Source organism: Pedobacter boryungensis (assembly GCF_013204825.1).
GTDB lineage: Bacteria > Bacteroidota > Bacteroidia > Sphingobacteriales > Sphingobacteriaceae > Pedobacter > Pedobacter boryungensis.
The window spans coordinates 1,123,224-1,139,900 of the sequence record NZ_JABMKV010000001.1 but is presented as its reverse complement, the minus strand read 5'-3'; the positions used below and the strand labels follow the sequence as shown (position 1 = coordinate 1,139,900).

General features: G+C 35.3%; 9 protein-coding genes. All 9 read left to right on the top strand.

Annotated elements, in window-relative coordinates; all coding sequences use genetic code 11:
* Nucleotides 1-88: 88 nt before the first annotated feature.
* The 9 genes from HQN85_RS04905 to HQN85_RS04865 all read left to right on the top strand — a co-directional run bounded on the left by HQN85_RS04905 (nucleotide 89) and on the right by HQN85_RS04865 (nucleotide 16,558).
* Nucleotides 89-2,422, top strand: a complete 2,334-nt coding sequence (locus tag HQN85_RS04905) for a family 20 glycosylhydrolase (protein WP_173269384.1) — start codon at nucleotides 89-91, stop codon at nucleotides 2,420-2,422.
* Nucleotides 2,423-2,912: 490 nt separating this feature from the next.
* A complete protein-coding gene (locus HQN85_RS04900) occupies nucleotides 2,913-4,256 on the top strand; it encodes a serine hydrolase domain-containing protein (RefSeq protein WP_173269382.1) in 1,344 nt (447 codons plus the stop codon).
* Nucleotides 4,257-4,296: 40 nt separating this feature from the next.
* Nucleotides 4,297-4,638: a potassium transporter KefB gene (locus tag HQN85_RS04895; RefSeq protein ID WP_173269380.1), complete on the top strand. Its 342-nt coding sequence runs from the start codon at nucleotides 4,297-4,299 to the stop codon at nucleotides 4,636-4,638.
* A 34-nt stretch (nucleotides 4,639-4,672) separates the two neighbouring features.
* Entirely contained in the window at nucleotides 4,673-5,917 is a 1,245-nt protein-coding gene (locus HQN85_RS04890; RefSeq protein ID WP_173269379.1) for a hypothetical protein, read from the top strand.
* A 204-nt stretch (nucleotides 5,918-6,121) separates the two neighbouring features.
* Nucleotides 6,122-7,375 (top strand): alpha-1,2-mannosidase, encoded by a 1,254-nt coding sequence (locus HQN85_RS04885; protein WP_216847220.1) that lies wholly within the window; start codon nucleotides 6,122-6,124, stop codon nucleotides 7,373-7,375.
* Nucleotides 7,376-7,377: 2 nt separating this feature from the next.
* Nucleotides 7,378-8,865 carry a sulfatase-like hydrolase/transferase gene (locus HQN85_RS04880; protein WP_173269377.1) on the top strand — a complete coding sequence of 496 codons (1,488 nt, stop codon included), beginning with the start codon at nucleotides 7,378-7,380 and terminating at the stop codon, nucleotides 8,863-8,865.
* On the top strand, nucleotides 8,862-11,207 hold the full coding sequence (locus HQN85_RS04875; RefSeq protein WP_173269375.1) for a peptide-binding protein: 2,346 nt from the start codon (nucleotides 8,862-8,864) through the stop codon (nucleotides 11,205-11,207). Before HQN85_RS04880 ends, HQN85_RS04875 begins: the two co-directional genes overlap by 4 nt.
* A gap of 6 nt (nucleotides 11,208-11,213) precedes the next feature.
* Entirely contained in the window at nucleotides 11,214-14,147 is a 2,934-nt protein-coding gene (locus HQN85_RS04870) for an endopygalactorunase (protein ID WP_173269372.1), read from the top strand.
* Nucleotides 14,144-16,558 carry a glycoside hydrolase family 3 N-terminal domain-containing protein gene (locus HQN85_RS04865; RefSeq protein ID WP_173269368.1) on the top strand — a complete coding sequence of 805 codons (2,415 nt, stop codon included), beginning with the start codon at nucleotides 14,144-14,146 and terminating at the stop codon, nucleotides 16,556-16,558. Before HQN85_RS04870 ends, HQN85_RS04865 begins: the two co-directional genes overlap by 4 nt.
* The last annotated feature ends 119 nt before the right edge of the window (nucleotides 16,559-16,677 follow it).

Here is a 16,677-nt window from a genome sequence, read left to right as displayed (position 1 = left end):
TTCAAACGTTTGTGTTGCATTAAACCATTCCCTTACATCAAAATATTTCTAGTTTAGAGCAATCCCTAACCAAACTTTATTAACCATCATGTCTCTTAAAATTAAACTGCCAATCCTCGCAATACTCCTGTTAAATTTTCAGTTTGGAAGCGCATATGCACAGGAAGAAAAGCTAACCAGCGAAGATTCGACAGCATTTAAAGCCGTAATTTCACAATTATCCTTTTCCAAAAAGTTGGAGCAAGGTACTCATCAGTTGGTGCTTCCAAAACCGACAGCAGGATATCAGCTTTTCTTATACGGGTCGAGTAGAAAACCGGTTATAAATACAGATGGGAAAGTATATCAACCCTTAACTGATTCTGAAGTACAATTGGTTTTTAAGTTAAAGAATACACAAAACAATCGCTCGTACGAATTTCCACAAACCTTGCAAGTAGTAGGTCAATTTCGTCCAGAGACGGGTGTTAACAAACAACCATTTGTAATTCCAGCCCTACAAGAATGGAAGGGTGGCAATGGTTATTTTAAATTATTAAAAACGAGTAGAATTATTGTTAGTGCAACAGCAAAAAAGGTTTTACAACCAGCTGCCGAAATCTTTTTGAAAGACCTTAAACTCGTAACAGGCTTTAATAACTTAACTATCTCTAATGGAAAGGCAAGACCTGGAGATATTATCTTGAGTTTAACTCCAACACAGCAAAACTTAGGGAACGAAGGTTACGCAATTAATATTGATCAAACTGTACACATTAAAGCCCCTTATTATAAAGGAACCTTTTGGGCTACGAGAACCATTCTACAACTTTTAGAACAAGATCCTTTACATCGTCAAATTGTAAAAGGTACAACACACGATTATCCTAAGTATGAAGTAAGGGGATTTGTGCTCGATGTAGGTCGTAAATTTTTTACACTCAACTTTTTAAAACATTATGTAAAAATGATGGCCTACTATAAAATGGGCGATTTCCATATTCATTTAAATGATAACGGATTTAAACAGTTTTTTGACGGTGATTGGAATAAAACTTATTCAGCATTTAGGTTAGAGAGCACCGTATATCCTCAATTAACTGCAAAAGATGGTCACTATACAAAAGCAGAGTTTAAAGAACTTCAGCAGACTGCGAAATTATATGGTATGCGCATTATACCCGAAATAGATGTTCCTGCACATTCTTTAGCATTTACCAAAGCCTTCCCTGAAATTGGGAGTATAGTGTATGGAATGGACCATTTGGATATCAATAATCCTAAAACTTATGAAGTTATAGAAAATGTATTTAAAGAATATATAGGTGGAAAAGATCCTGTTTTCGTTGATCCAGAAGTTCATATCGGTACCGATGAATATGCAAAGAAAGAAGCCGAAAGTTTTAGAGCATTTACCGATCATTACATTCGTTTTGTGCAGAGCTTTGGTAAAAAAGTACGCCTATGGGGTGCACTAACTCATGCACAAGGACAAACTCCGGTAAGTGCAGAAGGGGTAACAATGAACGCTTGGTACAATGGTTATGCAGAACCTAGAGAAATGGTACGTTTAGGTTACGACCAAATTAGTACACCGGATGGATGGCTATATATTGTTCCTGCCGCTGGGTATTACTATGACTTTTTAAATGTAAAACAACTTTATCAAAATTGGGAACCTAATCAAATCGGTAATGTTGTTTTCCCAATGGGTCATCCTAAAATAAGAGGAGGGATGTTTGCTGTATGGAACGATCATGTTGGTAATGGCATTACCATGAAAGATGTCCACCAGAGAGCTTTCCCAGCGCTACAAGTATTAGCAGAAAAAATGTGGACAGGAAAAACTGCACAGTCTAATTGGAGTGACTTTACTAAAAACAGTACTAAAATAGGTGAGGGACCTGGACTTAATATGCGAGCTATAGTAAAATCAACCACAACAGACTCACTGGTGTTAACAAATGATTTACTTACCAAAACATCCAAATCAATTCGACTGCCATTAAAAGAAATTGGTTATCCGTATTCAGTTGCTTTTACCTTACAACCAGCTGTAGGAAGTAAAGATGATGTCACTTTATTTAAATCTGAAAATGCCAGCGTATTCTTACTTCAAGAGAATGGATTGAAATTAGGCTTTACTAGAGAAAATTATACCGATTTGTTCGATTTTGTATTCTCAAAAGATAAAACTTATAAAATTTTAATCACAGGGAATGAAAGAGGAACTTGGTTATATGTAGACGGAAAGCTTGTTCAAAAAATGGAGGACAAAAAAGTAAGCTTCCCAAATACGAGAGATAAAATAAGCAGAATGCAAACTCTCGTATTTCCTTTAACTGAGATAGGAGATACTAAAAATGGAGTTTATGGAATAGTATCATCATTAAAAGTTTACAACAAAAGATTAGACGATCAAACAATAGAAGATTTAAAGTAAACGCAACAAGCAAATTAAGTATACGGCATAAACAAACGTTTGTGCTGTATTAATCTAATTTAGGTTTACGAGTTGTCTCATAAAATCAAGTTGTAAAACAAGCCTACCTATGCAATATTCATAAAAGCTATCTAAGCAAGAGGCAGAAAATATATTGTTCTAATTACCCATTATAAAGAACAGACACTCAAAAATACTTAACTAATAGTTAACAAGGTCAATAAGCCTGTTATTACCTTGTTATGACCCTGTTATCACCTTGTTAACACCTTGTAAAAACAGTTTAAAAAAGAATGAAACCGAATAGCAAAAACGATCTAAAATTAACTTAAAGTTAATTCTGGTTTTATCTCACAGTAATTACAAGAGGGGATAATTTGAATAAAAATAAATTTATTTATCAATTTACTTTGAAATGCAAAGTACTTTTATTTAACTTTGTAGCTCAAAGCACTTTTGTGGAGAACACATTACAAACCAAATTATGCAGATGATGAACATAAGAATAATTGTACTTAGCCTAATAATGATGACAGTAGGTACCGCCAGTTACGCACAAACGGTTAATAAAGCAAAACTAGATCAGTATTTCGACAAGTTAGCAGAAAAAAGTAAGGCTATGGGTACAATAGTTATTGCTAAAGAGGGCAAGGTGGTTTATACACGTTCTATAGGTTATAGTGAAATTGGAGAAACACAAAAAAAACCACTTACAACGACAAGCAGATATCGAATTGCTTCTGTTACTAAAATGTACACAGCTGTATTAATTTTTCAATTAGTGGAGAAAGGAAAATTAAAACTCACAGATACACTAGCAAAGTTTTTTCCTCAAATTGCTAACGCCGATAAAATTACAATTGCTCAAATTCTTGCACATCGTAGTGGAATTCATGATGCGTTAATAGATCCAAACTTGCGTCCTAAAGATAAAACACTATCAATCACTAAAGATGAATTAGTAGGTATTATCGCAAAAGGTAAATCTGATTTTGAACCTAATACGAAACATGCGTACAGTAATTCTGGTTATGCGCTCTTGGGGTTAATTATAGAGAAATTGACAGGTAAAACCTATGCTGAAATTCTTAAAGCAAATATTACATCAAAATTAAAACTTAACGATACCTATGTGGCCACAGGAATCATTAACGTAAATAAAAATGAAAGCCTTACCTACAAATATAATAATGGTTGGAAACAAGAACCCGAAACACATCCGAGTATTCTTTTTGGTGGTGGGTCAATAATTTCAACACCAGTTGACATGGCTAAATTTATTCATGCTTTGTTTGAGTCGAAACTCATCACAAAAGAACATTTAGCTATTATGCAAACCATCAAAGATGAAGATGGATCGGGAATGGAAGCTTTTTCTTTTGCAAATAAAACTTTTTATGGTCACACCGGTGGAGGTGATAATTATGGTGCATGGCTAGCTTACCAGCCAGAAGAGAAACTAGCGGTAGCTTATACCACTAATGCAAAGTTATATCCAGTAGCAGATATTATGAAAACAACTATGGATATTTATTACAATAGACCAGTTGAGATTCCAACATTCGAAGCACTTTTAGTGAGCGAAACTATCTTAGATAAATATGTTGGTGTGTACTCTTCTACGTCAGCACCGGTGAAATTTACTGTTACCAGAAACGGATCATCACTTAATATTCAGCCCTCAGGACAAGCCATCATAACATTAGAAGCAACAGCTCAAAATAAATTTAAAATCGAAGGCAACAATGCAGTAGCTTTTGAATTCGATGTAGAAAAAAGTCAGTTAATCATTAAAAGAAATGGCGGAGAACGCGTTTTTACTAAAGAAAAATAAAGAAGAAAAAAAATATTCACAACTTATAAATCAAACAACCATGACATTAGAAAACAAATTTGCATCACGACCAATTGATAAACGGTCATTAATTACAAGAATGCTAGTAGGTGCCGGAATTGGCTTAGCTCTAGTTACATTTTTTTTAATTGGAAATACATACACTAGACCAGAATGGGGACAATTTTGGATGCTCAGACCTTTAATAATAACTCCTTTAGCAGCTGCTGGAGGTGGATTAGGCACTTATTTTATGCAATATATGTTAGGTTACAAAGGAGGTTCGAGCAAAGTAATAGCTGTAATTATTAGCATTATAGGATTTTTAATTTCACTTTGGTTAGGTACAGTATTAGGCTTTGCCGGCACATTGTGGAACTAATTTTAAAAGATTTAATAGTATAAATTAAAAGCTCATGAAAGATCAAATTGTAATTCACATCAACGATCCTAAACAACTCGAAAAACTCTATCGAACTAATAAGTCTCAATTTAAGCAAGCATTTAATGAATTATATCCAGAGCTTAAAGGAAGTACGGTAGCAGATTTTTGGGATGAAAGATTAAATTACGAAAGCGAAACAGTTAAATGGGGAACGGGTAAAGAATTGGTATTTGTAATTATTGCTTCCCTTTTAGCAGGTCTTATTGCAAAATTGCCAGTATTGCTTAATCTTAGCGAAGATTATTTCTATCCAAGAAATATTGGCTTTATCGTTTTTCCGGCGTTAACAGCTTACTTTGCTTGGAAAAACAAACTATCAACAGGTAAAATTGCTTTTATTGCTTGTGCAACCTTAGCAGGCGTGGTTTTTATTAACTATTTGCCAAACGTTAAAACAAGTGATACCTTGATTTTATCATGTATTCATTTGGTACTGTTTTTAGGTTCAATACTCTGCTTTACTTTTGTTGGCGATTATAGAAACATTGAGGATAAGCGACTTGCATTTTTAAAATACTTAGGCGATTTAGTTGTAATGACAGGCCTAATTGGTATCGCTGGCGGAATATTAACTGCACTTACTATTAACCTGTTTTTATTAATTGGCTTACATATTGAAGATTTCTATTTTAATTATATCGGAGTATTCGGAGCTTGTGCTGCACCGATAGTAGCCACTTATCTAATTCAAACTAATCCACAATTAGTTGGTAAAATTTCACCAGTAATCGCTAAATTGTTCAGTCCACTAGTTTTAGTGATGTTGGTGGTTTATCTAATCGCGATTATATATTCGGCAAAAAACCCATACAATGACCGTGAGTTCTTACTCATTTTTAATGCACTGTTAGTCGGAGTAATGGCACTGATTTTCTTTTCTATTGCAGAAACAAATCAGTCTACCAAAAGCAATACACAAATCTGGATACTTTTTTTACTTTCGGTTGTAACCATTATCGTAAACGGAGTAGCACTTTCAGCAATTATATTCCGAATAGTTCAATGGGGAATTACACCAAACAGAGTAGCAGTTTTAGGAAGTAATGCATTGATATTAATTAATCTCTTGTTGGTAACGGTTCAATTGTATAAAGCTGCTCAAAGAAAAGTAAATATTAGCGCTGTAGGCAAAACCATTGCTTATTATTTACCTATTTATCTAATATGGGCAATTATAGTAACCTTCATTTTCCCTTTCTTATTTGGCTTTAAATAAAAACAGAACAATAATTTATATTAACATTAATGAATGAGAAACATAATTACTGTTTCTCATTTTTTATGTCATAAAATGCTTGTGGCGAAAGCCTAAATTTTAATGATTAGGTTATTTGCTAATATTGAAGAATAGTATGCTTATTCTGTAAACTTTAATACCATTGTTTTTAAATATTCTTGTTTAAAGATTATCCCTAATGCAATGAATAAATTGATTTTTACATCTATATTATTTTTTATCACACTTTGTTCATTTGCGCAAGAGAAGGTGCAAGAAACAGAAAAACCATCTTTAGGATCTAAATTACTAGTAGAAAGCTTCACTGGACCTGTTACTAAAAATGAAATAACTGCATTTAAAGCACATATTAGAGATGTTAAAGCACCTGCCTCGGCAGATGGAAATGTATATGTATATGGCAATCCAGGTAAAGTTATAGAGGCCTGCGGTTTGATGTATGAAATAACAAACGATCAAGAAATTTTAGATAGAATGATTTATTATTGCGACAATGCATTGGCAGGTCGTAATGATTTAGCAACTGCAACCAATGGCGGTCAAAGAGTAGTATGGACAGGCAAAATCGAACCAGTTTGGCCACCTTCAAAAGCTAACATTTCTCCAGCTGGTGCGGGTATAGAACAAGGAAGTGTATTGGCGCATATGCTATATAGCGCAAAACTAATTTTATCAAATCCAGCAATCTGGAATAAAAAAGTGAGTTTTGGAGATTCAAAAGGATTTGGACTTACCTATAAAGAAAGAGCTTTAACTTATGTAAAGCAATCCGATTTTGTTATTGAGAATTGGATTTTACCCTACTTTGTAAGGAAAGATAAGAAATTTTATTTTCCAGATGCTCCAAACACCTACAAACCAAAAGAAGCTGCGCCTTGGAATCAGTTATTTATGTTAACAAATGGCTTAATTCGTTTATCGCAATGCCATATATTACTTAACGATGCACAGGATAAAGTGAAATTATACGACGAGCTTATAACCGAAAATATCAATTGGTTTAAGCGAAATGTAAAATCATATACGTCTTCGTTAGGTACAAATTGCTGGATATTTGATTACGCATTAGTATCTAGGATAGAAGATACTAATCATTTTGCTTACGAAAGCGAAGGGATGTGGCTAGCTTATGATGCAGCAAAATATGGTGTAACTAAAGCAGATATGATGGCAATGGCAAATACCTATTTTGATGTGGTATTGGCAAACATACAAAATGGTCGTTTTGCTGGTAATGTAGATGGAACGACTGGTAAAGGTCATGCTGGTGGTGATAATTATGTAAGAGACGAATACATTTATTTAGCAGCGATTAGACCAGAGAAATACGAAACCGTTGGCAAGATTGAACAATCGACAGGAAAGATAGCCACTTCACCACAAATTACCGCAAGGTTATTATGGCTAAAAGACCGTAGATTTAAAACAGGGGAATAAATATGAAAAGACAGCTTTATTTAGGTTTATTTTTAACGCTAGCAAGTTTTGCTTGTTTAGCTCAAGGTAACCAGCAAAAACCCAATGTAATTTATATTTTGGCAGATGACATGGGCTATGGGGATATTAAAAAATTAAATGCCGATGCGCAAGTAAGCACACCAAATTTAGATCGTCTGATTAATGAAGGTGCTGTTTTTACCAATGCACATTCTGGATCAGCGGTATGTACACCAACTCGATATGGGATTTTAACGGGTAGATATGCATTTAGATCGACCCTTAAAAAAGGAGTGTTAAATGGTTATTCTCCTGCATTGATAGAAGAATCTAGATATACGGTAGCTAATTTGGCAAAGGCAGCCGGTTATCAAACTGCAATTATTGGTAAATGGCATTTAGGCTTTAACTGGACACCTATAGATGGTACTAAAAAGGCAATTACTCCTGGAGAAGATCAATATAAACCTGATTTAAGTAATGTAAACTACCAAGTACCCGTAAAAACAGGCCCTAATCAAAATGGATTTGATTACAGCTATATCATTGCTGCATCTTTGGATATGCCACCCTATACATATTTGGAAAATGGGAAATCTACAAGTCTGCCATTGGTGCCTTTTAAAGGCTCAAATTCACCAAGAGGCGTTTTTTGGAGAGCTGGCCCAGCTGCAGAAAACTTTGTGATCGAAAAAACACTCGATGTTTTTATTGCTAAAGCACAAGATTACGTGGTTAAGGCAAGTACAAAAAAAGAACCTTTTTTCCTTTATCTTCCTTTAACAAGTCCACATACACCATGGCTGCCAGCCGATAAATTTAAAAACACTTCTAAAGCTGGTATTTATGGAGATTTTGTACAACACACTGATGATGCAGTAGGTAGGATTTTAAAAACACTAGATAGCTTAGGTATTGCGAAAAATACAATTGTTATTTTTACATCTGATAATGGCGCCGATTGGAAGCCAGGTGATGAAAAGGAATATCCTTTACACCATGCAAATTATATTTTTAGGGGAGAGAAATCTGATATTTGGGAGGGTGGACATCATATTCCGTTAATTGTACGCTGGCCAGCTTCGGTTAAGGCAAATCGCACTATTTCACAAATTACCTGTTTAACAGATTTAATGGCAACATTCGCAGGAATTACAAATCAAAAACTTCCAGCGGGTGCTGGTCCAGATAGTTTCAATTTACAACCTGCTTTAATGGGAGATGTTAAACCTGTCCGTGAAAGCATTATTCATCATTCTATAGACGGCATGTTTGCCATTAGAAAAGGAAAATGGAAATTTATTGATGGCAAAGGAAGTGGTGGTTGGTCTATGAAAAAAGGTAAGCCAGATGACCCTGATGGACAGTTGTATGATATGGAAAAAGATGAACGTGAAACAATTAATCTATACACCAAATATCCGTTGATTGTTAAAGAATTGAAAGCACTTTTAGAAAAACAAAAGGAACAAGGTTATAGCGATAGATGAGAAAAATAATTTATGTGTTACTTTTTGTAGCAGTTTCATTTACTGTCCAAGCGAAAGACTTTTATGTTGCTGTAAATGGCAATGATCATAATCCAGGTACTTTAGTAAAGCCATTCGCAACCCTACAGAAGGCAATAGAAATAGCTAGAAAATACCCTGAACAATCGATAATAATATTTGTGCGTGGTGGTAATTATTATTTACCGAAAGCATTAACATTCACAGCCCTCGATAGCAGAAATAAAAATGGCACATTAACAATTAAAGCCTATGCAAAAGAGATTCCTATTCTAAGTAGTGATAAAGTATTAAAGCTAACATGGAAACCACTTGGGAATGGTGTTTTTTCTGCTGATTTAAAAGATACTAATCTAAAATTTGATCAACTCTTTATTAATGGTAAACGAATGGTAATGGCTCGTTACCCTAATTATAAGGAGGGTGTACTTCCTTATGGTGGAGCTGCCGCAGATGCAATTGCTCCAGAAAGAATTGCAACCTGGAAAAATCCTGTTGGCGCATTTATTCATGCCATGCACAATAGTCTTTGGGGTGATTTAAGTTATAAAATTACTGGGAAAGATAATTCAGGTAAACTCGTAATGGAAGGAGGATGGCAAAACAATAGACCATCGGCTATGCATGCCAAATACAGATTTGTAGAAAATATAAAGGAAGAGCTAGATCAGCAGAACGAGTGGTATTACGATAGCCAAACACATCAATTGTATATCATTCCTGAAAAGGATTTAAATTTATCAACGGCGTTGATACAAACCCCACAACTAGAAAGTTTAATTACTTTTAATGGAACAGTTGATAAACCTGTTGAGTACATAAATATAGAGGGTTTAACCTTAACGCATACCTTACGTACGTTTATGAAAACGAGTGAGCCTTTACTACGAAGTGATTGGACGATGTATAGAGGAGCGGCAATTTTTGCAGAACAAACTGCACATATCAATATCACCAATTGCGATTTGCAATTTTTAGGCGGCAACGCCATTGTTTTCAGTAACTTTAATCAATACAATACGGTAACCAGTTGCCACATTAAAAATATTGGCGCTAGTGCAATCTCATTTGTTGGCGATCCAGCGGCAGTACGTTCGCCAAGTTATAAGTACCAGGATTTTGTAGCACTAAAAGATATAGATCGAGCTAAAGGTCCAAAAGGCGATAATTATCCAAGATTTTGTAAGGTTTCTGATAACCTAATTCATCAAATTGGAGAAGTAGAAAAACAAACTGCTGGTGTACAAATTTCTATGTCGAGAAATATTGAAGTACTACACAATACCATTTATGATGTACCAAGAGCAGGCATTAATTGTAATGAAGGCACATGGGGTGGCCATTATATTGCCTACAATGATGTATTTAATACCGTTTTAGAAACTGGCGATCACGGCGCATTTAACTCTTGGGGTCGAGATCGTTTTTGGCATCCCAAACGAGAAATCATGGATAGTTTAGTTAAAAACCATCCCGAATTGATTTTACTAGATGCAATTGAACCAACCACATTATTTAATAACCGTTTTAGATGTGATAATGGTTGGGATATTGATTTAGACGATGGATCATCGAACTATATTATAAAAAATAACGTGTGCCTAAATGGCGGCATTAAATTGCGTGAAGGCTTTAACAGAGTGGTGGAGAATAATGTGATGATTAATAATTCTTTTCATCCACATGTGTGGTTTAAAAACAGCAATGATCTATTTAAACATAACATTGTGGGCTCAGCCTATCAACCTATCCGAATTACCGATTGGGGAAAACAGATCGATTATAATTTCTTTCCAGATCAAGCTTCGCTTGATAAAGCTCGATTGCAAAAAACAGATATGAATTCTACTTATGGAGATGCTTTATTTGCAGATGCAACTAATGGTAATTTTAGTTTAAAAGCTAACTCACCAGCATTGAGTTTAGGTATAAAATCTATTGACATGAATTTTGGAGTAGTTTCTCCTCGTTTAAAAAAGCTAGCTAAAAGGGTAGTGATACCAACCTTAGTTAACTTAAAAATTGTAGAAGATAAGGAAGTTGATTTCTTTAATCTAAAAGTTAAAAATATACAGACTTTAGCAGAGCAATCGGCAACAGGAATGCCCGATAAAAATGGAGTGTTAGTGACCAAAAGTAATTTAAAAAGTATATTGTACCCTTTGGTTAAAGAAAATGATGTCATTTTGTACTTTGCAGATCAAAAGATAAATAACATTAAAGATCTGTTTGATGCACGTTTAACAATTACATCAAAAAAAACAACAACAATGACTGTTTTTAGAGATCAAAAATCACAAGAAATTACGGTTGATATTAAATAACAATAAATGAATAAACTGATAGGATTTATCTTTTTTGCGCAATTCATTACTTATTCAGTTTGTGCGCAAATTGCGGGCTCAAATACAATGATTACCTATACCGATAGGAGCCCTCATATTGCTCAAATCTCTAACAACCAACTAGTTTTGATAACTGGAACAACATATAGCTTTACAGTCGATACTCCTGAAGATAAAGGTCTAATCAGTACTCAAGCAACAGTTGAAGAGTTGATGAATGAAATTACTTCAACAGATGGTTCTAAACAACGTTATCAAATAACAGATAAGATTGGCGTTTTAAAAACTACAGGATTAATAAATGGAGGTGATAGATTAAAAGTTACTGCCAACGACGGAAAAACAACAAAAGAATATGCAATCGTATTAAAACGAATGGCATTGAGTGGGAAATTAACATTGGTACAAAAACAAATCACCCAGAATACCAATCAAATCATTACACTTTTTTATACTGCAGGGCAAAGAAGTTCAGATGCAAGTGTTAGATTTCATTTGCCACCAGGCATTGAACCAAATTTAGAAAATACAAGTGTAAATGTTATTGGTAGAGGTTTTGTAAAGCTCAGCGAATTATCAAAACAATCTATTGGAAGGGTTGGCTCACTTTATTCTTATGCACAAGTAGGAACAGCTGCTATTACTAAATCTATACATGGTACTGCCATTACGCTTAATCATTTAGATTTCAGACCAGCAAACGGAGCCGATATAATCCTCAAAATAAATAATGTAAACTTAAAAACGTTAGGTAATCTTACATTTACCGCCACTTATACCACCTCACAACCAAACGTCTTAAGCAGTGCGGGTACAGGAAATGAAGTTACAGTTTTAAAAGTAACCAAAACCATTTCAGATTTTATTCGCGTTGTCGATCGTAGTTTAGCTTATCAAGAAACTCCAAATACTTACACTTCGGTCAACTTTAAATGGCCAGTAGTAAACGATGCCAAAAATATACAACTCCAAGCATCAACAAACAATGGTAAGACATGGTCGGCTATAGCTGCGGTAATAGATGCAAAAATAGGTAAAGCAAAAGTATCCAACCTAAAACCAAATATTTTATACAGCTTTAGATTGTTGGTAAAGGATGGTGAGAAAAAGGGTTACTCTAATGAAGCTCAATTTTACACCGGTAAAATGGATGTTAAAAAATTTGGCGTAAACGCAGACGATCAATTTGACGATACTCAAAAAATAAACGAAGCATTAGCTTATTTAAATAAAATTGGGGGCGGTACATTAGCATTTACCAAAGGGACTTATTTGGTTAAAACAGTCCACCTACAAACTAATGTGTATTTATTTATTGATAAAGACGCTACTATAAAAGCTATTAAAGGAGCTGATGCACCTGAACGAACTTGGTTTAGTGATAAAAAATACCGTTCTGGCTTATCTCCAACGGCTGTTGGCCCGTATGCTGATCCAGAAAATTACATGACAAAACAAGATGTAGGACATCACTACTTTAGAAATACCATGTTCTTTGGCGAACGATTAGATAACGTAAAAATCATTGGAAATGGAAGAATTACTGGCGATGGCAACTTAGTAAATGGCGATAATGTGATGAACAATGCAGCTGATAATAGAGCTGATAAAATGTTTACGTTAAAACTGTGTACCAACTTAGAAATAGGAGGTTTAGCGAAAAAAGAAGATTTATGGTACGATCCCGCTAAAGACGAACCGTACTACATCGCCAAAGATGGCTCTAAAGACTTTAATACAGAGAATATGCTCAATATAGATAGAGCAGGGCATTTTGCATTATTAGCAACGGGCACAGATTCTATCAACGTTCATAATACCTATTTCGGAAAAAATAACACCTCAAACGTTCGTGATATTTACGATTTTATGCAATGCAACGAAGTAACTGTAACTAACATCTATTGCAAAGTAAGTTCAGATGATATCGTTAAACCTGGTTCTGATTGTTCATTAGGTTTTACAAGACCTGCTCGTAATTATAAAGTCCGTAATATTATAGGTGATACAAATTGCAACCTATTTCAGATCGGTTCGGAAACCGCGGATGATATTATGGATGTCTGTGTGGATAATATTTATGTATTAGGAGCAAATAAAGCCGGATTTTCTATTTCAACTAACGATGGTGCACACATTAAAAACATACATTTAAACTGCGGCCACACTGGAATAATACATTCTAGGTCTCAAATGTTGCGCACTACTACACCTTTCTTTATTTCCATTTCTAATAGAGGCAGAGTTTTAGGCGCAGATGTAGGCAAATACAACTTTACCGATAACGGTGAAAAACACAGCGAACTCTTAGTGAAGAACATCAATATCGGTACAGTAGAAAATATCATCATCAACGGTGTTGATATTGCAGAAGTATATGGAGGAAGTTCATATGGTGATGCCACCAACCGCTGGAAAGCCTACAATGGTAAACAACGCAAAGCAAGCCCGATCATTGCAGGTTATAAATTGCCAGATCCAGCAACAGTAGACGGTGGCTTAGACTTTAAACTACCTAACGGGCAGCATACAGGTTACATCAAAAACATATCCTTTGCAGATGTAAATATTCTAGTAAAAGGTGGAAATGATGTTAGTGATACCTTACAAACTCCTCCAGAATTGGGTGTAGGGCAATACAATGTTTCCAATTTAAAAACACAACCCTCTTATGGTTTATGGGCTCGCCATGTAATGGGGCTAACCGTTAAAAAAAGCTCATTTAACTATGAAAAAAGAGACAGCCGTTATGTTATCTTTTTAGACGATGTAATAGGCGCACAACTTTCAGACTTGAAGATGGTAAAACCAATAGACAATCCTACTTTAATCGGACAGAAAAATGCTTCTCAAATTAAAATCGATAACATCGTTTATTACGACGATGAAAATGGTAAAAATCCAAAACAACACAAATGATTAAGCGCAAAACAACTACACTTCTTACTGCTTTAGTATTACTGGCAATAAACACGCAAGCTCAAAAAGATAAAATTTACCATAAAGGCTGGATTGATTTTAACAAAAACGGGAAAATGGATGTTTTTGAAGATCCATCAAAACCGATTGATAGTAGAGTGAAAGATCTATTGAGCCAGATGAATTTGGATGAAAAAACCTGTCAAACAGCAACACTTTATGGGTATGGCAGAGTATTAAAAGACGAAATGCCAACAGCCGAATGGAAAACACAAATTTGGAAAGATGGTATTGCCAACATAGATGAGGAGTTAAATAGCTTACCTTATAACAAAAAAGCGGTAACGCAATACTCATTTCCGTTTAGTAAACATGCTAATGCTATTAATACTGTACAAAAATGGTTTGTAGAAGAAACACGCTTAGGTATTCCGGTCGATTTTACCAACGAAGGTATTCATGGACTTTGCCACGATAGGGCAACGCCATTTCCAGCGCCAATCAACATTGGTACGACATGGAATAAAAATCTTGTCTTTAGCGCAGGAAGCACAGTTGGTCGCGAAGCAAAAGCATTAGGTTACACCAATGTATATGCACCAATTCTCGATGTAGCCAGAGATCAACGATGGGGCAGAGTAGTAGAATGTTATGCAGAAGATCCTTTTTTAATCGCCGAACTCGGGAAACAAATGACATTGGGCATTCAAAGCCAAGGTGTAGCAGCAACATTAAAACATTATGCAGTATATAGTGTGCCAAAAGGCGGTAGAGATGGTCAAGCTCGTACCGATCCACATGTGGCACCTAGGGAATTACACCAAATGTTTCTTTATCCGTTTAAAAGAGTAATACAAGAAGCTAAACCCATGGGTATCATGAGCAGTTATAATGATTGGGATGGCGAACCTGTAAGCAGTAGCGCTTATTTTCTTACAGAACTCTTACGTAAACAATATGGTTTTATGGGTTATGTAGTTTCAGATAGTGAAGCTGTAGAATTTATTGCTAGTAAACATCATGTGGCAGATGATTATAAAAGCGGAGTAAAAAAGGCAATTGATGCTGGACTAAATGTGCGCACTCATTTTACCATGCCCGAAAACTTTATCCTTCCACTTCGTGAACTTGTAAAAGAAGGTAAAGTGGCAATAAAAACACTGGATGAACGCGTGGCTGATGTGCTAAGAGTAAAATTCGAATTAGGTTTATTCGATAGCCCTTATGTAAATGACCCAGCTGCTTCCGATAAAAAAGTGCATACGGTTGCAGATGAAGCATTGGCTGTACAGCTTAACCGCGAATCGATGGTATTGTTAAAAAATGATAAGAATTTACTTCCGTTAGATGTAAAACAATACAAAAACATATTAGTTACTGGTCCGTTAGCAACCGAAGTAAACTATACCACTAGCAGATACGGCCCATCAAACAACCAAATTGTTTCCATTTTAGATGGAATTAAAGCTTACGCAAGTAAATCTGCAAATGTAACGTACAGTAAAGGGTGCGATGTAATTGACGCTACTTGGCCAGAAAGTGAAATTATTACTACTCCTTTAACTGCCGAAGAACAGGCTCACATCAATGAAGCAGTGGCTGCGGCAGCTAAATCCGATATTGTAATTGCTGTGGTTGGCGAGACGGATAACCAAGTTGGCGAAAGTAAATCAAGAACAAGTTTAAACTTACCTGGTCGACAACTTTTATTGCTACAAGCTTTATATGCAACAGGGAAACCAATAGTTATGGTGATGGTAAACGGTCGCCCTTTAACAATCAATTGGGAAAATCGCTACCTTCCTGCAATTCTTCAAGCAGGATTTCCTGGTCCATCGGCAGGAACCGTTGTTGCCGAAACCTTATTTGGAGATAATAATCCAGGAGGTAAATTGACTATGACCTACCCAAAATCAGTGGGTCAAATTGAATTGAATTTCCCTTTTAAACCAGGTTCTCAAGCAGGTCAAAGTAAAAGTGATGATCCAAATGGAACTGGTAAAACCAGAGTACTTGGTGCGCTTTACCCATTCGGATACGGATTAAGCTATACCACATTCGAGTTTACTAATCTTAAATTAAGCGCACAAGAAATTCAGCCAAAAAATGATATTCAGATAGCGGTAGATGTTAAAAATACAGGTAGCCGTAAAGGAGATCAAGTTGTACAACTTTATCTTAAAGATATGGTAAGTAGTGTTACGGTATATGAGTCTGTTTTAAGAGGATTTGAACGTGTAAGTCTAGCCCCAGGTGAAACTAAAACTGTAAAGTTTACGCTAAAACCAAGCGATTTGCAGCTTCTAGATAAAAACATGAAGTGGACAGTAGAGCCTGGTAAGTTTCAAGTAATGATAGGTAATTCATCAGAAGATATTAAACTGAAAAAAGAATTTACAGTCTCTAAATAGCATATTTCCGTCATTGCGAGGTACGAAGCAATCTTACAACACAATCAGATAAATTCATCGCTTTAAGATTGCTTCGTACCTCGCAATGACGCCATTCAATATAAAATCGAAGAGGGAAC

Coding starts and splice junctions, on each gene's coding strand:
- HQN85_RS04885 (WP_216847220.1), top strand. CDS start 6,122: ATGAATAAATTGATTTTTACATCTATATTATTTTTTATCACACTTTGT.
- HQN85_RS04875 (WP_173269375.1), top strand. CDS start 8,862: ATGAGAAAAATAATTTATGTGTTACTTTTTGTAGCAGTTTCATTTACT.
- HQN85_RS04865 (WP_173269368.1), top strand. CDS start 14,144: ATGATTAAGCGCAAAACAACTACACTTCTTACTGCTTTAGTATTACTG.
- HQN85_RS04905 (WP_173269384.1), top strand. CDS start 89: ATGTCTCTTAAAATTAAACTGCCAATCCTCGCAATACTCCTGTTAAAT.
- HQN85_RS04895 (WP_173269380.1), top strand. CDS start 4,297: ATGACATTAGAAAACAAATTTGCATCACGACCAATTGATAAACGGTCA.
- HQN85_RS04880 (WP_173269377.1), top strand. CDS start 7,378: ATGAAAAGACAGCTTTATTTAGGTTTATTTTTAACGCTAGCAAGTTTT.
- HQN85_RS04900 (WP_173269382.1), top strand. CDS start 2,913: ATGATGAACATAAGAATAATTGTACTTAGCCTAATAATGATGACAGTA.
- HQN85_RS04870 (WP_173269372.1), top strand. CDS start 11,214: ATGAATAAACTGATAGGATTTATCTTTTTTGCGCAATTCATTACTTAT.
- HQN85_RS04890 (WP_173269379.1), top strand. CDS start 4,673: ATGAAAGATCAAATTGTAATTCACATCAACGATCCTAAACAACTCGAA.